This is a genomic window from Pedococcus ginsenosidimutans, from assembly GCF_039544395.1.
GTDB lineage: Bacteria > Actinomycetota > Actinomycetes > Actinomycetales > Dermatophilaceae > Pedococcus > Pedococcus ginsenosidimutans.
Window position 1 is genome coordinate 37,496 of the sequence record NZ_BAABLO010000011.1, and the last position, 18,773, is coordinate 56,268.

The window sequence follows — 18,773 nt, forward strand, 5'->3', positions numbered from 1 at the left end:
CGGTCACGCACGACCACCCGAGAATAGGTCGCCGACCCCGCGATGCCGCGCAGCAGCGCCCGCTCGGCGTTGCGTCCTGCTCGGCGTTGCGTCCTACTCGGCAGCCTTCTGCTGCTCCTTGCGCCAGCGCACGCCTGCTTCGATGAAGCCGTCGATGTCACCGTCGAAGACCGCCGAGGGGTTGCCCACCTCGTACTCGGTCCGCAGGTCCTTGACCATCTGGTAGGGCTGGAGCACGTAGGAGCGCATCTGGTCGCCCCAGCTCGCCTTGACGTCGCCGGCCATCTCCTTCTTGGCGGCGGCCTCCTCGGCCTGGCGCTGGAGGAGCAGGCGCGACTGCAGCACGCGCAGGGCCGCTGCACGGTTCTGGATCTGCGACTTCTCGTTCTGCATCGACACGACGATGCCCGTGGGGATGTGGGTCATGCGGACGGCGGAGTCGGTGGTGTTGACGCTCTGGCCACCCGGACCGCTGGAACGGAAGACGTCGACCTTGATCTCGTTCTCGGGGATCTCGACGTGGTCGGTCGACTCGATGAGCGGGATGACCTCGACGGCCGCGAAGCTCGTCTGGCGCCGGCCCTGGTTGTCGAACGGGCTGATGCGCACCAGCCGGTGGGTGCCCGCCTCGACGGACAGGTTGCCGAACGCGTACGGCACGTTGATCTCGAAGGTGGCCGACTTCAGCCCGGCCTCCTCGGCGTAGGAGGTGTCCATGACCTGCGCGGGGTACCCGTGGCGCTCGGCCCAGCGCAGGTACATGCGCATGAGCATCTCGGCGAAGTCGGCGGCGTCGACGCCACCGGCGCCGGCGCGGATCGTGATGACGGCCGCGCGCTCGTCGTACTCCCCCGACAGCAGGGTGCGGACCTCGAGCTCGCCGACGGCCTTCTGGAGCGAGGCCAGCTCGCGCTCGGCCTCGGCCATCGTCTCGGCGTCGCCGCCGTCCTCGGTGCCCATCTCGACGAGCACCTCGAGGTCGTCGATGCGCGAGTCCATGCCCGTGACCCGCTCGTACTCGGAGTTGGCCCGGCTGAGCGCGGACGTCACCTGCTGCGCCGCCTCCGGGTCGTCCCAGAGGTCGGGGGCGGAGGCCTTGGCCTCGAGGTCGGCGATCTGCACCTTGAGGGCGGCCAGGTCGGTCACCTCACGCACGGAGTCCATGGTGGTGCGGAGGTTCTTGATCTCTTGCTGGAAGTCGACGGCCACGAAGGTCAACTGTATGGCACGGCCCGACGCGCGCCGACCGCCCCCGGACGCGGGTGTGCCGCGCGGCGAGGCCGCGCGGCACACCCCTCGGTTCGACGGCTTCCGCCGTGCCGGGTCAGACGACCAGGCCGAGCAGGAGCACGAACACGAGCCCCGAGACCGACAGCAGCGTCTCCATCAGGGACCACGACTTGATGGTCTGGCCGACCGAGAGGCCGAAGTACTCCTTGACCAGCCAGAAGCCCGCGTCGTTGACGTGGGAGAAGAACACCGAGCCGGCCCCGATCGCGAGCACGAGCAGCGACACCTCGGAGGTGCTCATGCCGGAGGCCAGCGGGGCGAGGATGCCCGACGCGGTCACCGTCGCCACGGTCGCCGAGCCGGTGGCCAGGCGGATCAGCACGGCGACGATCCAGGCCAGCAGCAGCACCGACAGGCCGCTGCTCTTCACCCAGTCGGCGACGAGGGTGCCGATGCCGGTGTCGACGAGCGTCTGCTTGAAGCCGCCACCGGCGGCGACGATGAGCAGGATGCCCGCGATCGGGGGCAGCGACCGCTCGAGGGAGGTGGCGAGCTCCTTGCTGCCCATCCCGGCACCACGACCCAGCGTGAACATGCCGACCACGACGGCGATGAGCAGCGCGATCAGGGGCGTGCCGAGGAAGTCGAGCACCACGCGTACGGGGTTGCCCTCCGCCGCGAAGATGTCGGCCAGCGCCTTGCCCATCATGAGGACGACGGGGGTCAGCACGGCGAAGAGGGTGACCCCGAAGGACGGACGGCGCACCCGCGCCTGCGCCTGCTCGTCCGCGGCGTACAGCTCGGGGGCCGGCACGTCCACCCACCGGCCGGCGACCCGGGCGAAGAGCGGGCCGGCGATGGCGATCGTCGGGAGCGCGACGAGCACGCCGAACGCGAGGGTGATGCCGAGGTTCGCCTTGAGGGCGTCGATGGCCACGAGCGGGCCGGGGTGCGGCGGCACCAGGCCGTGCATCGCGGACAGACCGGCGAGGGCGGGGATGCCCACCTTGATCACGGACAGGCCCGAGCGCCGGGCCACCAGGAAGATGACCGGCATCAGCAGGACGAGGCCGATCTCGAAGAACATCGGCAGGCCGATGATCGCGCCGACCCCCGCCATGGCCCAGGGCAGCGTCCGCGCCGAGGAGCGGCCGACGATGGTGTCGACGATCTCGTCGGCACCACCGGAGTCGGCGAGGAGCTTGCCGAACATCGCGCCGAGCGCGATCAGCGTGCCGACGCCGGCGGCCGTGGAGCCGAAGCCCTTGGTGAAGCTGTCGAGGACGTCGCTCATCGGCACGCCCGCGATGGCGCCCACCGTGAGCGAGCCCAGGGTCAGGCCCAGGAACGGGTGCAGCTTGAACCGTGTGATGAGCACGACGATGACGGCGATGCCCACGAGGGCGGCCGGCACGAGCCTCGAGGCAGGGATGTCCGGGGTGTCGGCCGCGGCCAGCGCCGGGTGCAGCAGCGAGAAGAGGTCAGTGGTCATGCGAGCGACGCACCTTTCTTGGCAAGGACGTCGAGGGACTCCTCGACGAGGGTGTCTACGGGCTGGGCGACGTCGAGGGTCTGGCCGATCTCGTCGTGCTGGAGGGGCTCGAGGGTCGCGAACTGGGAGTCGATGAGCGCTGCCGGCATGAAGTGGCCGGGGCGTCCGGCGACCCGTGCCGCCAGGACGTCGCGGTCGCCGTGCAGGTGGATGAAGACCGTGCCGGGGGCAGCCTGCGTGAGGATGTCGCGGTAGGCGCGCTTGAGGGCCGAACAGCTGGCAACGCCTCCCGTGGCGGCGTGCTCGGCCAGCCACGCGGCGATGGTCCGCAGCCAGGGGCCACGGTCCTCGTCGTCCAGCGGGGTGCCAGCCGCCATCTTGGCGATGTTCTCGGGTGGGTGGAAGTCGTCCGCGTCGGCGAAGGGGACGCGCAGCCGCTGGGCGAGCGCTGCACCCACGGTGGTCTTGCCAGAGCCGGACACCCCCATCATCACGACGAGGGGTGGGTGGTGGGGCGTGGTCATGGTCCGTGACTCCTTTGTCCGGGGCTCGACGGTGAGGCTTCCGCGAACCAGAGTCGCTCATCAGATCCGGTTTGACAAGACGTTGGCGAAAACAAAACAGTTTTAACAACCTTGCGGTGCTCTTTCGGCGCTCCCTGCGCTCTCTCTGGCACCCTTGGCCCATGCCTGCCACCTCCGACCGCCCAGACCGCCCCGGCCGTCCGGACGGCTCGGACCCCGTCGAGCCCGACGACCGCTCCCCCGCCGCCACGGAGGAACCGTCGCGCGGCCTGCACGCGAGCGTGCTCGACGCCCTCGGCCAGGAGATCGTGTCCGGCGCCAACCCGGTGGGGTCGGTGGTGCGCATCGACCAGCTGGACCTGCGCTTCGGGGTGTCCCGGTCGGTGGTGCGCGAGGCAGTGCGGGTGCTCGCGTCGATGGGGCTGGTGGAGACCCGTCGCCGCCTCGGGGTGCGGGTCCGCCCCCGCTCGCAGTGGAACGTGTTCGACCCCCGCGTCATCCGGTGGCGCCTCGACGGCCCCGACCGCGAGGACCAGCTCGTCTCGCTCGGAGAGCTGCGCCGGGGGTTCGAGCCCGTCGCGGCGGAGCTCGCCGCGGCCCGGGCCACCCCCGAGCAGTGCGGCGCGATGGTGGGGGCGGTGATGCAGATGACGGTGCACGCCAAGGCGGGAGACCTCGAGGCCTACCTCGAGGCCGACAAGGTCTTCCACGCGACGATGCTCGAGGCCTCCGGCAACGAGATGCTCGCCGCCCTCTCGACGGTGGTCGCCGAGGTGCTCGCCGGTCGCACCCACCACGACCTCATGCCCGCCAGGCCCAACCCGGTGGCCATCCGCCTCCACGGCGACGTCGCCCAGGCGATCGGGTCCGGCGACGGGCCCGGGGCCGCCGCCGCGATGACTGCGATCATCGCCGAGGCCAGCGACGCCGTACGCGGCACCGCCTCCCCCGACGCCTGACCCGCCGCCGCCTTTGCCGCCCTCGCGCCGAAGTCTGGGACTTCGGCTCAAGAACGCCCGCATGGCCCGAGGTCTGGGACTTCGGCGCCCACGCTTGGTGCCTCGCCCCGTACCCAGCTCACCGAAGTCTGGGACTTCGGCGCCAGAGCGCCCGTATGGCCCGAGGTCTGGGACTTCGGCGGGACGGGGGAAGCCGTGGCGGCTCCCCGAGGGAACCGCCACGGCCAACCAGGTCCCGGCGGGTCGTGACGGCCGGCCCGCCCCTCAGAGGGTGCAGGTGTTGACGATGTCCCCGCCCGCGGGGCGGGCGACGAAGCCGTCCGCCGGCGGTGCCGTACCGCGCTCGACCCACGCCGTGAGGGCGTCGAACGCGCTGCGCGCGCAGGGAAGCAGGGGCCGCAGCCGGTCGGGGTAGGCGGAGTACAGGCCGTCGGTGTGGGTGCCGTCCTCGACCGAGTAGTAGCGGTGCAGCGCGCCGGAGCCCGCCTGGTCGATGAGCCGGTCGTAGACGTCGGCGTCGGTCTTCGCGGGGAGCAACGTGTCGAGCGTGCCCTGGACCGTGAGCATGGGCTTGCCGATCCGACCGGTCAAGGAGACCGACGCGACCGCATCCTTCACGGCCTGGGGGCGCGACGCGTAGTCGTAGTCGGCGTCGCAGCTCGGCGTGCCACTGGCGCAGAACGGCACCCCGGCCTCCAGCGAACCGTCCCACGTGGGGTCGAACTCCTCCCGGTAGATCCGCTGGGTCAGGTCCCAGTAGTAGGAGTAGTGGAACGGCCACAGGAACTCCGACCCCGGTGCGAACCCGGCGGCGATCATCGCGTCGTGCGCACCCTGGTCGCCCGTGGCGGCGTACCGGGGGTAGTTCTTCAGCGCGGTCGGCAGGTAGGTGAAGAGGTTGGGGCCCTCGGCGCGGAACAGCGTGCCCTCCCAGTCGATCCCGCCGTCGTAGAGGTCGGGGCGGTTCTCGAGCTGCCAGCGGGTGAGGTAGCCGCCGTTGGAGATCCCGACCATCCACGTGCGCTGTGGCGCCTTGGCGTAGACCTGCCGCAGGGTCGCCCTCGAGGCGAGGGTCAGCTCGGTGACGCGGGCGTTCCACTCGCGGATCGACCCGCCGGGAGCGCTGCCGTCACGGTAGAACGCGGCGCCGGTGTTGCCCTTGTCGGTCGAGGCGAACGCGTAGCCCTTGCTCAGCACCCAGTCGCTGATGATGAAGTCGTTGGCGTACTGCGCGCGGACGCCTGGCGCACCGCTGACGACGAGGCCGCCGTTCCAGTGGTCCGGGATGCGCAGGACGTACTGGGCGTCGTGGTTCCAGCCGTGGTTGGTGTTGGTCGTCGAGGTGTCGGGGAAGTAGCCGTCCACCTGGATGCCGGGCACCCCGGTGGGGTTCACCGTGCCGGCGGCGTTGAGTCCGGCCCAGTCGTTGGGGTTGGTGTGGCCCGAGGCGACCGTGCCCGCGGTGGTGAGGTCGTCCAGGCAGGCGACCTCCTGCACCTGAGCGCCCGGCACCCGGATCTTGGACTGGCGGGCGCAGTGACCGCCCTGGGGCTTGTCCGCCGAGGCGGGCGAAGCCGTTGCGAGCCCGCCGAGGAGGGCGAGCGTGGCCGTGGTGGCGAGGGCGGCGAGCCGCTGGCGTGACGTCGTTGTCGGGCGCATGCGCCTCATGGTTCGCCCGGCCGACGGCCCTGCTCAATGTGGGTGCGGCACACAAACTGGACGAACGGCGTGTGCGGGACAGGCTCCCGCGGCTCAGGGGGTGGTGCGGTCGGCCCCGGCCAGCAACACGTCCCGGGTGAGCTCGAGCTGCCCGCGGTGCTGGGCGAGCTCCTCGTAGACGTGCATGAGGACCCCACCCTGGGTCGCGGCGTACCAGTCCTCGCGGTCGTGGGTGGGGCTTGCCGGCGGCTCGTCAAGCACGGAACGGGACACCCAGTCCTGCAACGACATCCGCGTGCGGTCGGTGTCGGTCGCCAAGTCGGCCACGGCGCCGGAGGCGGTGAACTCGGCGTCGCGGTCGCGCGGCACGACCTCGCCGAGGTTGACGGTGGACGCCCAGCGGGCCGTGACGCCGAGGCAGTGCGTGAGGATCGCGAAGGGGGTGTTGGCGCCGGGGAGGTCGGGCCGCCGGTTGGCGAGGTCGTCGCCGAGCTCGACCACGATGTCCCGCATGGCCACGAGGGCCTCGTCGCAGAAGCGCAGGTAGGTGCGCGCGTCGATCACGGCTGCCCCGTCTCGAGCAGCCGGCGGAAGCCGGCCTCGTCGAGGATCGGGCGGCCCAGCTCACGGGCCTTGTCCTCCTTGGAGCCGGCGTTCTCCCCCACGACGACGTAGTCGGTCTTCTTCGACACCGACCCCGAGGCCTTGCCGCCGCGGGCGAGGATCGCCTCCTTCGCCTCGTCGCGGGAGAAGCCCTCAAGCGACCCCGTCACCACGATGGTCATCCCCGCGAGGGTGGGCTCGACGGACTCGTCCCGTTCGTCCTCCATGCGGACGCCGTCCGCGGCCCAGCGGTCGACGATCCGCGTGTGCCAGTCCCCGGCCGGGCCGTCGAACCACTCGCGCACCGCCTCGGCGATGACGCCACCGACACCCTCGACGCCGGCGAGCTCCTCGAGGGTCGCGGCGCGAATGCGGTCCATGGAGCCGAAGTGCTGGGCGAGGGCGCGAGCTGCGGTGGGCCCGACGTGGCGGATCGACAGGGCCACGACGACGCGCCACAGCGGCTGGTCGCGGGCCGTCCGGAGGTTGTCGACGAGGCGTCGACCGTTGGCCGACAGGACGCGGCCGTCGACGACGTCGCCCTCGGCGTCGGTCTTCTTCGCCGCCCGGGTGAACAACGGGACCCGGGCGATCTCCTTCTCCCCCAACGAGAACAGCCCCGACTCGTCCTCGAGCACACCCGACTCGAGCAGGGCGACAGAGCCCTCCCAACCCAGCGCCTCGATGTCGAACGCTCCCCGGCCGGCCAGGCCCGACAGGCGTTCGCGCAGCTGGGACGGGCAGGTCCGCGCGTTGGGGCAGCGGATGTCCTTGTCGCCCTCCTTCTCCGGCTTCAGCTCGGTGCCGCAGGACGGGCAGTGCGTGGGCATGACGAACTCGCGCTCGGTGCCGTCACGCAGCTCCACCACGGGTCCGAGGATCTCGGGGATGACGTCACCGGCCTTGCGCAGCACCACGGTGTCGCCGATGCGCACGCCCTTGCGGTGCACCTCGTCGCCGTTGTGGAGGGTGGCCCGCTCGACCGTGGAGCCGGCGACGAGCACGGGCTCCATGACGCCGAAGGGGGTCACCCGGCCGGTGCGGCCGACGTTGACCTGGATGTCGAGGAGCTTGGTGTTGACCTCCTCGGGCGGGTACTTGTAGGCGATCGCCCAGCGGGGCGCCCGGGACGTGGAGCCCAGCTGCCGCTGGACGGCCACCTCGTCGACCTTGACGACGATGCCGTCGAGCTCGTGCTCGACGCTGTGCCGGTGCTCGCCGAAGTGGACGACGAACTGCTGCACCTCCTCGAGGGTGTCGAGCACCTTGTAGTGGCTCGAGATCGGCAGCCCCCACTCGCGCAGCAGCTCGTAGGCCTGCGACTGCCGAGTGAGCTCCAGCCCCTCACGGAAGCCGATGCCGTGGACGAGCATGTGCAGCGGGCGGCTGGCGGTGACCCGGGGGTCCTTCTGCCGCAGCGACCCCGCGGCGGAGTTGCGCGGGTTGGCGAACGGCGCCTTGCCCGCCTCGACGAGCGAGGCGTTGAGGTCGGCGAACGCCTCGACCGGGAAGAACACCTCGCCCCTGATCTCGACGCGCGCCGGGTGCCCGCTGCCCGCGAGCTGGTGGGGTATGCCGTCGATCGTGCGCACGTTGTTGGTGACGTCCTCGCCCGTGCGCCCGTCGCCGCGGGTCAGCGCCCGCACGAGCCGCCCCTTCTCGTAGAGGAGGTTGACGGCCAGGCCGTCGATCTTCAGCTCGCAGAGGAAGTGCAGGTCGTCGGTGCCCGCGTCGCGCGTCACCCGGGCGGCCCAGGCCGCCAGCTCCTCGGGCGAGAAGCAGTTGTCGAGCGAGAGCATCCGCTCGAGGTGGTCGACCGCCTGGAAGTCCGTGGAGAACACCGCGCCGCCGACCTGCTGGGTCGGGCTCTCGGGGGTGCGCAGCTCGGGGTACTCGTCCTCGAGCTCGTTGAGCCTGCGGACCAGCGCGTCGTACTCCCCGTCGCTGATCGTCGGCGCGTCCTTGACGTGGTAGGCGAACTGCGCCGCCGTCGCCTGGTCGGCCAGGTCGGCCCACTCGTGCCGGGCCTGGTCGGGGACGGTGCTCGAGACGATCTCACTCACGTCGGCCATCCTGCCGCAACCCACCGACGACCGGGTGCCGACGGCACTCCCCCGCAGTGTCCGGCGTTGCCCGGGTAGCCGCACCACGCCCTACCGACGCGTAGCCAAACCCGTCGTGACGGGCGAGGATGTGCACGACCCGTTCCCCGACGATGCGGAGCCACCGATGACGAACCTCGCCACCAACCTGGTCACGACCGCCACCAAGCAGCCGGACCAGCCCGCCATCAAGTTCAGGGGCAACGACCTGAGCTACGCCCAGCTGCACGCCATGGCCGCCAAGGTAGCCGGCTCGCTGCGGGCGGCGGGGGTCGAGCCCGGCGACCGCGTGGCGATCATCCTGCCCAACGTCCCGGCCTTCCCGGTCGTGTTCTTCGGCTCGCTGCTCGCCGGCGCCATCGTCGTGCCGATGAACCCGCTGCTCAAGGCCGGCGAGATCGACTTCTTCTTCAGCAACTCCGGGGCCAAGGTCGCGTTCGTGTGGCCGGACTTCGTCGGTGAGGCCACCGAGGGTGCCAAGAGGTCCGGCACCCGCATCGTGGAGTGCGGGCCGCTCGGGCCGGCCGAGGGCGCCCTCGAGGAGGGCGAGCCGATCACCGAGCCTGTCGAGCGGGCGGACGACGACACCGCCATCGTGCTCTACACCTCGGGCACCACGGGTCGCCCCAAGGGCGCCGAGCTCACCCACAGCAACATCCACCTCAACGCCCACCGCAGCGCCGTGGACATCCAGGAGACCAAGCCCGACGACGTGGTCATGGGCTGCCTGCCCCTGTTCCACGTGTTCGGGCTCGTCGTCGGGCTCAACGCCGCCGTCATCGCGGGCGCCGCCCTCGCCCTCATCCCCCGGTTCGACCCCGCCGAGGCCATCAAGGTCATCAACGACGAGAAGGTCACGATCATGATGGGCGTGCCCACCATGTACGCGGCCATCCTCAACCACCCCGACTCCGACGCCATGGACGCGACGTCGCTGCGGACGTGCTGCTCCGGTGGGTCCGCCATGCCGCACGAGGTGATGAAGGCGTTCGAGGAGAAGTTCGGCTGCGTCATCCTCGAGGGCTACGGGTTGTCGGAGACCTCCCCGGTCGCGTCGTTCAACATGCCGACCCGCGAGCGGAAGCCGGGCACCATCGGCGTCGCGATCCCCGGGTGCGAGATGAAGCTCGTTGACCTCGAGGGCAACGACGTCCCGCCCGGCGACGGCGTCGGCGAGATCGCGATCCGGGGCGACAACGTCATGAAGGGGTACTGGCAGAACCCCGAGGCGACGGCCGAGGCGATCCCCGACGGCTGGTTCCGAACCGGCGACCTCGCCACGATGGACGAGGAGGGCTACTTCACCATCGTCGACCGCAAGAAGGACATGATCCTGCGCGGTGGCATGAACGTGTACCCGCGCGAGGTGGAGGAGGTGCTGTACGAGCACCCCGACGTCCTCGAGGCCGCCGTGGTGGCCGTGCCGGACGACCTGCTCGGCGAGGAGGTCGGCGCGGCGGTCGCCCTGCGCCCCGGGGCAGAGGCGACGCTGGAGGACGTGCAGGCGTTCGTGAAGTCGAAGATCGCGGCGTACAAGTACCCGCGGCACCTCTGGGCGGTCGACGAGCTGCCCAAGGGGCCCACCGGCAAGATCCTGCGGCGTGAGGTGCACCAGCCCTCCGCGTGAGGCGTGGAGGGGCGACCGTCGCCGGTCGCCCTGCACCAGCCCTCCGCTGGAGGAGCGATGACGGTCAGGCGGGCTGCCCGCCCGGTGCCCGACGGCGCCGGCCGGGCATCCCGACGACGACGGCCGACACCAGCACGATGGCGGCCCCGACCAGCTGCGGCCAGGCGAGGTGCTCGTCCAGCACGAGCACGCCGAGCACGACGCTCACGACCGGGATGAGGTAGGTGACGGTCGTGCTGACCGTGGCGCCCGCGCCGCGCACGACGTCGAACTGGAGCATGTAGGCGAGCCCCGTGCCCACGATGCCCAGCGTGAGGACGCACAGCAGGGGCGTCAGCCCGGCACCCCCGGTCGGGTCGGCGTGGCCGCTCCACGGCGCGGGATACGTGTCGCGGTGCAGGGCCCACCAGACGAGGATCACGGGGACCATGAGCACCGAGCCCACCACGAGCAGGGCCGTGGGCATGGACAGGCCACCGAGGTCGGCGCCGCCGAGGTGGCGACGGTTGTAGGTCCAGCCCAGGCCGTAGCAGGCGCCGGCCACCAGGGTCATGCCGAACCCGAGCAGGTCGGGGCGGCCGGTGGCCTCCCACGGCTGGAGGATGACCACGACGCCGACGAACCCGATGAGCACGGCGGCGACCTTGCGCGGCGAGAGCCGGTCGCTGGGCAGGAGCAGGAGGGCGAAGAACAGCGCGGCGATGGGCGTCGTGGCGTTGCCGATGCCGGCGAGCGCGGAGGACACCCGCTCCTCCCCCAGCGCGAACAGGCTGAACGGCAGGACGGTGAGGAAGATGCCGGAGACGGTCAGGTGGCCCCAGGTGCGTCGCTCGCGCGGCAGCCGGCCGCCGGTGGCGGCGAGCAGGGCGAGCAACGTCGCGGTGCCGGCGTAGATCCGCAGCCCCGAGATCTGCAGGGGTGCGAGGGTGCGCAACCCGACCTTCATGAGCAGGAAGCTCGAGCCCCAGATCAGGGCCAGCACGAGGTACTTCGCCTGCCAGGGCACCCGGGTGGTGCGCACCCCGGTCGGCTCGGGTGCGCCCGCGCGCACGGAGGCCCCGGGCGCGGTGCGCGCGGAGCTGCCGTGGGCGGCGCTGTTGGTGGTGTCGGTGCTGCTCATGCGGTTCAGCCCTCAGCTCGTTCGGTCCACTCGGCGGCCACCTCGACCGCCTTCCGTTGAACGCTCCAGGCCCCCTGGGGTGTGAGTCCGGCGAGTCCGCACGTGGGGGTGGCGACGAGGTCGGCGAGCCCCTTCGCGGACAGCCCGGCGTCGGACCAGCCCCGCTCGACGAGGGATGCCGCGGCCTTGCTCGTGCCGGAGCCGTCGGTCGCGAGGCACCCTGCCCAGAGCGCGACCCCCTGCTCGGTGGTCGCGGCGACCGACTCCCAGCGCTGGGGCGTGAGGTCGGTGACGTCCATCGCCACCGCGCCGACCCCGGTGGCACGCAGGAGGGGCAGGGGTACGGCGCGGTCGCAGCAGTGCACGACCGTGGCCCGCTCACTTGCGGCGGCGAGGACGTCGCGCAGCCCGTTCATGGCGCGCTGGGGGTCGACCGCCCGCAGGGAGCCGTAGCCGGACGCGGTCGGCAGGTGTCCCGCCAGGACCGCGGGCAGGGAGGGCTCGTCGACCTGCAGGACCAGGCGCGCCCCGGGCACGAGCCGCTGGACGGTGTCGAGGTGGACGCGGATGCCCTCGGCCAGCGAACCGGTGAGGTCACGGACCGCGCCGGGGTCGGCCAGGACCTTCTCCCCACGGGTCAGCTCGAGGCTCGCAGCGAGGGTCCACGGCCCGGTGCACTGCAGCTTGAGCTCGCCCTCCCACCCGTCGAAGGCCTCGGCCAGCTCGTCGAGGTCCTGACGCCACAGCGCGGCCGTGCGCCCCGCGTCGTGGCCCGGCCGCTCGACAAGGCGCCAGCCCGCGGGCTGGAGGTCGACGTGGAGGTCGACGAGCAGGCTCGCAGCCCGGCCGACCATGTCGGCACCGGGTCCGCGGGCGGGCAGCTCCGGCAGGTAGGGCAGGTGGTCGTCCACCGCCAGGATCTCGCGGACACCGCGCAGGGCCTCGCGGATGTCGGTGCCGGGAAGGGAGCCGATACCGGTTGCGCGAGCCACGGCCCGACTCTAGTCCGGGCCACCGACAGCCCCCGACCACCGCCGCTGGACGCTCTCCCCCTCGTGGCGGCACCGCCACCCCTCAGCCGTCGTCGTATTCGGCGACCAGTCGCCGTGGGGCGACCTGCCGCCACGCGTCCTCGATGACGCCCTCGACCCGGTCCCAGTCGACGTCCTCGATGTCGAGGTGGACGCCCACCCAGCCACGGCTGCCGACGTAGGGCGGCCGGAAGTACCGCGCCGGCTCGGCCGCCACCAGCACCCCCTGGACACCCTCGGGCGCCGCCGCCCAGAACCCCACCCGGTCGTCGTGGTGGTGCTGGGAGGTGACGACGAACATCTTGCGACCGCCGGCCCACCAGCAGGGCTCGCCGTGGGAGACCCGCTCCTGGGTCCCCGGGAACGCCAGGCACAGGGCCCGGACCCGGGCCAGCGGCGTCCCCTCACGGATCTCCCGCCCGGGGAGGACCTCACCGACGCGGGCCGCCGGGACCCCACGTGCGGCGTCCTGCGGCGGCATGCCCCTCAGCGCTCCAGCCAGCTCGACGCGATCGTGGCCGACCCGACGACGCGCGTGCCGTCGTAGAGCACCACGGACTGGCCCGGCGCCACCCCCCGGAGCCTGGACGACAACCGGACCTCGACGTCGGCACCGGACGCCCACGCCTGCGCGGGCACCTCCTCGCCGTGGGCCCGGACCTGGGCCCCCACCTGCACCACGCCCTCGGGGGCAGTCCCGCACCAGCGGGCGTGGTCACCGCGAATCGCGTTGACCCCCAACAGGTCCGAGGTGCCGATGGTCACGGTGTTGGTCGCGGCGTCGACCCCCACGACGTAGCGCGCCTCGCCGTCCTGGCGGGAACGGGGCAGGCCCAGACCGCGCCGCTGGCCGACCGTGTAGCCGTAGGAGCCGGAGTGCGAACCGACCACCTCCCCGCTCGCGGCGTCGACGATGTCGCCGGGCTGCTCCCCCAGCCGCTGCGCCAGCCAGCCGCGGGTGTCGCCGTCCGCGATGAAGCAGATGTCGTAGGAGTCGGGCTTGGACGCGACGTAGAAGCCGCGTTCCCTTGCCTCCGCACGGATCTCGGGCTTCCGGGTGTCGCCGAGCGGGAAGAACGCGCGGGCCAGCTGGTCGGCGTCGAGGACGCCCAGGACGTAGGACTGGTCCTTGTCGGCGTCCACGGCCCGGTGCAGCTCACGCACCCCGTCAGGGCGCTCGACCACCTGGGCGTAGTGGCCCGTGGCGACCGCGTCGAACCCCAGGGCGACCGCCTTGTCCAGCAGCGCCGAGAACTTGATCTTCTCGTTGCACCGCAGGCACGGGTTGGGGGTGCGCCCGGCTGAGTACTCCGCGACGAAGTCCTCCATGACGTCGCGCTTGAACCGCGCGGCCATGTCCCAGACGTAGAAGGGGATCCCGAGCATGTCGGCGACCCGGCGCGCGTCGCCGGCGTCCTCGATCGTGCAGCACCCCCGGGCCGACTCGCGCAGCGTCGCGGCGCTCTGCGACAGGGCCAGGTGGACCCCGACGACCTCGTGCCCGGCGTCGAGCATCCGCGCGGCGGCCACGGCCGAGTCGACGCCGCCCGACATCGCGGCGACGACGCGCATCAGCTCACCCCGCTGGCCCGTCGGGCCCGCTCGACGGCAGCCGGGAGGGCGGCCAGGAAGGCGTCGACGTCCGCGTCGGTGGAGGTGTGCCCGAGCGTGAGCCGTAGTGCGCCGCGCGCGCAGCTCTCGGGGATGCCCATGGCGAGCAGCACGTGCGAGGGCTGGGGCACCCCCGCCTGGCACGCGGACCCGGTCGAGCACTCCACGCCCGCGGCATCGAGCAGGTAGAGCAGGGAGTCGCCCTCGCAGCCCGGGACGAGGAGGTGGGCGTTGCCGGGCAGGCGGCGTGCGGCGTCGCCGGCCTCCCACGCGCCGGTCACCGTGGCGTCGTAACCCATCGCCAGCGCGGAGGTGATGAGCCGGTCGCGTAGGGCGACCAGCCGCGGGGTCTCGGTGTCGAGGCTGCCGACCGACTCCTCCATGGCGACCGCGAGGGCGCGGATGGCCGGCACGTCGAGCGTGCCGCTGCGTACCTGCCGCTCCTGGCCACCGCCGAAGGTCTGGGGCACCAGGACCGCGTCACGGCGGACCACGAGCGCCCCGACGCCGAGCGGGCCGCCGACCTTGTGCCCGGTCACGGTCATGAGGTCGAGCCCGGTCTCGGCGAAGTGCACCGGCACGTGGCCGGCCGCCTGGACCGCGTCGCTGTGGAAGGGCACGCCGTACTCGTGGGCCAGGGCGGCGAGCGCCGCGACGGGCTGGATGGTGCCCACCTCGTTGTTGGCCCACATCACCGTCACGAGGGCGACAGAACCCGGGTCCTCCTCGATCGCGGCACGCACGGCGTCCACGGTGACCACGCCGGAGGCGTCGGGCTCGACCCAGGAGACCTTCGCACCCTCGTGGCTGACCAGGTGGTCGACGCAGTCGAGCACGGCGTGGTGCTCGATGGCGCTGGCGACGATGCGGATGCGTGCGGGGTCCGCGTCGCGGCGGGCGGTCCACGTCCCGGCGACGGCGAGGTTGTCGGACTCGGTGCCACCTGAGGTGAAGACGACCTCGGAGGGCCGGGCACCCAGGGCCCTGGCGATGCGCTCGCGGGACTCCTCCACGACCCTGCGCGCGAGGCGGCCACTGGTGTGCAACGAGGACGCGTTGCCGGTGACGGCCAGCTGCTCGGTCATCGCCGCAGCGGCCGAAGGGAGCAGCGGCGTGGTCGCGGCGTGGTCGAGGTAGGCGGGCACCAGCCGAGTTTACGCGCCCGGAGTTCCTGACCAGCCCCTTACCCACGAGCGCGTAACGCCGCCCGGTGAGCCTCGTTGGACCGGGTACGGCCGACCACCACAGACGCTGGTCGCTCCTCGAAGGGAACTGCATGCGCACCGTGAAGAGATCCAGAGCCGCCCTCGCCGCCGCCGCACTGGCGACCGTAGCCCTCGCCGCCCCCGCCTCCGCCGGGCTGCTGCCCGCAGGCCAGGCCCTGGCCCCCGTCCAACCGTGGCTGTCGTCACAGCTCGGCGTGCTCAAGGCCGCCACCCCCACCACCGTGCTCGTGCACGGGACGGACACCGCCGCCGCACAGCGGGCCGTCTCCGCTGCGGGCCTGCGGAAGGTCACGACGTTCGACAAGATCGGCGTCGTCGTCGCGACCGGGCTGCCCGCCCAGGTCCAGGCCGTGCGCGCCCAGCCCGGCGTCACGTACGTCGAGGGCAACCAGCCGATCCAGATGACCCTCGCCACGTCCAACGTCGCCACCCGGGGCGAGGAGGCGCGCAACACCCTGACCGGCGCCGACGGCACCAGCCTCGACGGCAAGGGTGTCTCCGTCGCGGTCATCGACTCCGGCGTCGACCCGAGCCACCCGTTCCTCAAGAACCCCGACGGCTCCTCGGCCGTGGTGAAGAACCTCAAGATGGTCTGCGAGCCGCTCACCGAGAGCACGTGCGCCCCGGTGGACGCGGGCTCGCTCGACACCGACCTGCTGTCGGTCGGCGGCCACGGGATGCACGTCAACGGCATCGTCGCCGGTCGCGACGTGACCCTGTCGGACGGCACGAAGATGCACGGCGCGGCCCCCGGCTCGAGCCTGGTGAGCATCAGCACCGGCGCGGTGCTGTTCATCGTCGGCGCCGACGCCGCCCTCAACTGGGTGCTCGAGAACCACACCGCCCCGTGTGGCGCAGGTGTGTCCGCGGCGAAGTGCCCGCCGATCAAGGTCACGAGCAACTCCTACGGCCCCACCGGTGGTGGGGCGTTCGACCCGAACTCGGCGACCGTCAAGCTCCAGCGCCAGCTCGTCAAGGAGGGCGTGGTGACGGTCTGGGCCAACGGCAACGACGGCGGCGACGGCTCGACCTCGCTGTCCAACCCGCCCGGCATGGACCCGACCCCCGGCATCCTGTCGGTGGCGTCCTACTTCGACCAGAACACCGGCACCCGCAACGGGACCGTCTCCGACTTCTCGAGCCGTGGCAAGGCCGGCGACCAGTCCACCTACCCCGACATCTCCGCGCCGGGCGAGGACATCACCAGCTCCTGCCGCATCTACCTCCCGATCTGCAGCACCGGCATGGACCCGAAGGAGGCCGGTGACTACAACACGATCAGCGGCACCTCGATGGCCACGCCGCACATCTCCGGCATCGTCGCCCAGCTGTTCCAGGCGAACCCGTCGGCGACGCCGGCGCAGATCGAGGCGGCCATCGAGTCGACGGCGTACAAGTACACCGACGGCGCCCCCTACGAGAACGGCACCAACGGCACGACGAGCTTCGACAAGGGCCACGGCCTGGTCGACGTCGTCGCGGCCGCCAACGCCCTCCGCTGACCACCAACCCGGCGGAGTACGCCGGACGCCCCGGATCGCGCGTGGTCCGGGGCGTCCGTGCGCCCGGGGATCCGGTGCCGGTGGCTCGAGAGCCCGGGTAGCTCGTCCCTTCGGCGGAGCCCACCGTCGCGTCGCCGACCTACAGTGCCTGCTGAGCGCCGCGCGCGAGGAGGAACCATGGACGAGGGCACGCCGGCCACGTCGGCCACTGCGGCGTTCGGGGACGCGGAGACCGCCGAGGCGGAGTTCATGTTCGCGCTCGAGTCCGGCGCGCCGAGCGAGGTCAAGAAGGCGCTCGGCATCTCGACGACACGGGTGGCGGGAGGGGTCGCGCTGGCCATGCGTGACGACCCGGCCGGCGGCTACTGGAACAAGGCCCTCGGACTCGGGGTCACCGAGCCGGTCACGGCGCAGGTGCTCGACACCGTCCTCGACTTCTACCGCGACAGCGGGAGCGGCGTCGCGTGCATCCAGGTCGCGCCGCAGGCCCTGCCCGAGGACTGGGACGACCTCTGCGCGACGCGTGGGATCACCGCGGGGAACAGCTGGGTCAAGCTCGGCCGGGACGCCTCCCCCGCACCCGCTGCGACGACCGACCTGCGCATCGGACCGGTCACACCCGCGGCAGCCCGGGCCTGGGGCGAGGTGTACTGCGTGGGCTTCGGGATGCCCGTCGGCCCCCTCGCCGACATGGTCGCCGCCGTGCTCGACGACCCGGCCTTCCACCCGCTGGCCGCGTGGGACGGCGAGGAGGTCGTCGCGGGGGCCAACCTGTACCTCGTCGACGGCCTCGCCTCGTTCTGCGGCGCCGCCACGTTGGAGCGGGCGCGGGGCCGCGGCGCCCAGTCCACGTTCTTCCACCGCCGCGTCGAGCTGGCCCGGGAGGCGGGAGTGCGCCTCATGGTGGCCGAGACCTGGGCCGAGGGTGAGGGCCAGCACAACCCCTCCCTGCACAACATGCGCCGAGCGGGCTTCCGGGACCTCTACACCCGCCGGAACTGGGTGTGGCGAGCACCTGGGTGAGCGCAGGCGTACGGCGCCCACGCGCCGTACGCCGAAGGGCCCCCGACCGCTGTGGTCGGGGGCCCTTCGCACGGGTGGTGCGAGCCGGTCAGCCCTTCGCGGCCTGGACCTTCTCGGTGGCCTGCGGCAGCACGGTGAACAGGTCGCCGACGACGCCGAAGTCGACGAGCTCGAAGATCGGCGCCTCCTCGTCCTTGTTGACGGCGACGATGGTCTTCGACGTCTGCATGCCCGCCCGGTGCTGGATGGCACCGGAGATGCCGCACGCGACGTAGAGCTGCGGCGAGACCTGCTTGCCGGTCTGGCCCACCTGGGAGGTGTGCGGGTACCAGCCGGCGTCGACCGCGGCGCGGGAGGCGCCGACTGCGGCACCGAGGGAGTCGGCGAACTCCTCGACCTTGGAGAAGTCGCCGCCGGTGCCACGGCCACCGGAGACCACGATCGCGGCCTCGGTCAGCTCGGGACGGCCGGTGGCCTCCTTGGGCTTGGACTCGGTGATCTTCGCGGCCTTCGCGGCCTCGGAGACCTCGATCGAGACGACCTCGTCGGCAGCGGCGCCGGCGTGCTCCTCGGGAGCCGCCGAGTTGGGCTTCACGGTGACGATCGGCGTGCCCTTGGTGACCGTCGAGGTGACCGAGTAGGAGCCGGCGAAGACGGACTGCGTGGTCCGCACGCCACCGCCCTCCCCTGCCTGCACGTCGACGGCGTCGGTGATCAGACCGGACTCGGTCTTGATGGCGAGGCGCGCGGCGATCTCCTTGCCTGCCGAGTTGCTCGGGATGAGCACCGCGGCGGGCGAGGCGGAGGCCACGAGCTGCGCTAGCACCTCGGCCTGCGGGGCGACCAGGTGGTCGGTGACGTCCGCGGACTCGACGCGGTACACCTTCTCCGCACCGTACTTCGCGAGCGCCTCCTTGGCGGCGTCGAAGCCCTCGCCGACGAAGACGGCGGAGGGCTCGCCGAGGCGGCGGGCGATGGTCAGGAGCTCAGCGGTGGTCTTGCGGACGGTGCCGTTCGCGTGGTCGACCAGGACGAGTACTTCAGCCATGGGTGTTCCTTTCCTT

At 72.1% G+C, this 18,773-nt stretch carries 16 protein-coding genes; 4 read left to right on the forward strand and 12 right to left on the reverse strand.

Features of this window, described 5'->3' with window-relative positions; translation table 11 throughout:
• Positions 1–93: 93 nt before the first annotated feature.
• The 3 genes from prfB to ABEA42_RS11235 form a co-directional block, all read right to left on the reverse strand.
• Positions 94–1,209, reverse strand: coding sequence for a peptide chain release factor 2 (gene prfB, locus ABEA42_RS11225; protein ID WP_345503346.1), 1,116 nt, complete (start codon positions 1,207–1,209; stop codon positions 94–96).
• 115 nt (positions 1,210–1,324) lie between these two features.
• On the reverse strand, positions 1,325–2,722 hold the full coding sequence (locus tag ABEA42_RS11230; RefSeq protein WP_345503348.1) for a GntP family permease: 1,398 nt from the start codon (positions 2,720–2,722) through the stop codon (positions 1,325–1,327).
• On the reverse strand, positions 2,719–3,246 hold the full coding sequence (locus tag ABEA42_RS11235) for a gluconokinase (RefSeq protein ID WP_345503349.1): 528 nt from the start codon (positions 3,244–3,246) through the stop codon (positions 2,719–2,721). The genes ABEA42_RS11230 and ABEA42_RS11235 overlap by 4 nt, the downstream gene beginning before the upstream one ends.
• 161 nt (positions 3,247–3,407) lie before the next feature.
• Here ABEA42_RS11235 and ABEA42_RS11240 point away from each other — a divergent pair, with 161 nt between their 5' ends.
• Complete coding sequence (locus ABEA42_RS11240; protein WP_345503350.1) at positions 3,408–4,205, forward strand: FadR/GntR family transcriptional regulator; 798 nt, start codon at positions 3,408–3,410, stop codon at positions 4,203–4,205.
• Positions 4,206–4,469: 264 nt separating this feature from the next.
• Here the strand turns inward: ABEA42_RS11240 and ABEA42_RS11245 are convergent, their stop codons facing one another.
• The 3 genes from ABEA42_RS11245 to ligA form a co-directional block, all read right to left on the reverse strand.
• On the reverse strand, positions 4,470–5,864 hold the full coding sequence (locus ABEA42_RS11245; protein ID WP_345503351.1) for a 3-hydroxybutyrate oligomer hydrolase family protein: 1,395 nt from the start codon (positions 5,862–5,864) through the stop codon (positions 4,470–4,472).
• 93 nt (positions 5,865–5,957) lie between these two features.
• Positions 5,958–6,428: a mycothiol transferase gene (locus ABEA42_RS11250; RefSeq protein WP_345503353.1), complete on the reverse strand. Its 471-nt coding sequence runs from the start codon at positions 6,426–6,428 to the stop codon at positions 5,958–5,960.
• Positions 6,425–8,539: an NAD-dependent DNA ligase LigA gene (ligA, locus tag ABEA42_RS11255; RefSeq protein WP_345503354.1), complete on the reverse strand. Its 2,115-nt coding sequence runs from the start codon at positions 8,537–8,539 to the stop codon at positions 6,425–6,427. Before ligA ends, ABEA42_RS11250 begins: the two co-directional genes overlap by 4 nt.
• A 157-nt stretch (positions 8,540–8,696) precedes the next feature.
• On the opposite strand from ligA, the gene ABEA42_RS11260 reads away from it, so the two are divergent.
• Complete coding sequence (locus ABEA42_RS11260) at positions 8,697–10,196, forward strand: long-chain-fatty-acid--CoA ligase (RefSeq protein ID WP_345503355.1); 1,500 nt, start codon at positions 8,697–8,699, stop codon at positions 10,194–10,196.
• Positions 10,197–10,260: 64 nt separating this feature from the next.
• Here ABEA42_RS11260 and ABEA42_RS11265 read toward each other — a convergent pair whose 3' ends face one another.
• The 5 genes from ABEA42_RS11265 to ABEA42_RS11285 all read right to left on the reverse strand — a co-directional run bounded on the left by ABEA42_RS11265 (position 10,261) and on the right by ABEA42_RS11285 (position 15,103).
• Positions 10,261–11,316 carry a DMT family transporter gene (locus ABEA42_RS11265; protein ID WP_345503356.1) on the reverse strand — a complete coding sequence of 352 codons (1,056 nt, stop codon included), beginning with the start codon at positions 11,314–11,316 and terminating at the stop codon, positions 10,261–10,263.
• Positions 11,317–11,321: 5 nt separating this feature from the next.
• Positions 11,322–12,308, reverse strand: a complete 987-nt coding sequence (locus ABEA42_RS11270) for a uroporphyrinogen decarboxylase/cobalamine-independent methonine synthase family protein (RefSeq protein WP_345503357.1) — start codon at positions 12,306–12,308, stop codon at positions 11,322–11,324.
• Between the two features lie 82 nt (positions 12,309–12,390).
• Positions 12,391–12,828: an MmcQ/YjbR family DNA-binding protein gene (locus tag ABEA42_RS11275; RefSeq protein ID WP_345503358.1), complete on the reverse strand. Its 438-nt coding sequence runs from the start codon at positions 12,826–12,828 to the stop codon at positions 12,391–12,393.
• A 5-nt stretch (positions 12,829–12,833) separates the two neighbouring features.
• Complete coding sequence (gene mnmA / locus ABEA42_RS11280) at positions 12,834–13,919, reverse strand: tRNA 2-thiouridine(34) synthase MnmA (RefSeq protein WP_345503359.1); 1,086 nt, start codon at positions 13,917–13,919, stop codon at positions 12,834–12,836.
• Positions 13,919–15,103, reverse strand: a complete 1,185-nt coding sequence (locus ABEA42_RS11285) for a cysteine desulfurase family protein (RefSeq protein WP_345503360.1) — start codon at positions 15,101–15,103, stop codon at positions 13,919–13,921. The genes mnmA and ABEA42_RS11285 overlap by 1 nt, the downstream gene beginning before the upstream one ends.
• A 140-nt stretch (positions 15,104–15,243) precedes the next feature.
• On the opposite strand from ABEA42_RS11285, the gene ABEA42_RS11290 reads away from it, so the two are divergent.
• Both ABEA42_RS11290 and ABEA42_RS11295 read left to right on the forward strand, forming a co-directional pair.
• Positions 15,244–16,686 (forward strand): S8 family peptidase, encoded by a 1,443-nt coding sequence (locus ABEA42_RS11290; RefSeq protein WP_345503362.1) that lies wholly within the window; start codon positions 15,244–15,246, stop codon positions 16,684–16,686.
• A gap of 177 nt (positions 16,687–16,863) precedes the next feature.
• Positions 16,864–17,709: a GNAT family N-acetyltransferase gene (locus tag ABEA42_RS11295; protein ID WP_345503364.1), complete on the forward strand. Its 846-nt coding sequence runs from the start codon at positions 16,864–16,866 to the stop codon at positions 17,707–17,709.
• An 88-nt stretch (positions 17,710–17,797) separates the two neighbouring features.
• Here ABEA42_RS11295 and ABEA42_RS11300 read toward each other — a convergent pair whose 3' ends face one another.
• Positions 17,798–18,757: an electron transfer flavoprotein subunit alpha/FixB family protein gene (locus tag ABEA42_RS11300; protein ID WP_345503366.1), complete on the reverse strand. Its 960-nt coding sequence runs from the start codon at positions 18,755–18,757 to the stop codon at positions 17,798–17,800.
• Between the last annotated feature and the right edge of the window lie 16 nt (positions 18,758–18,773).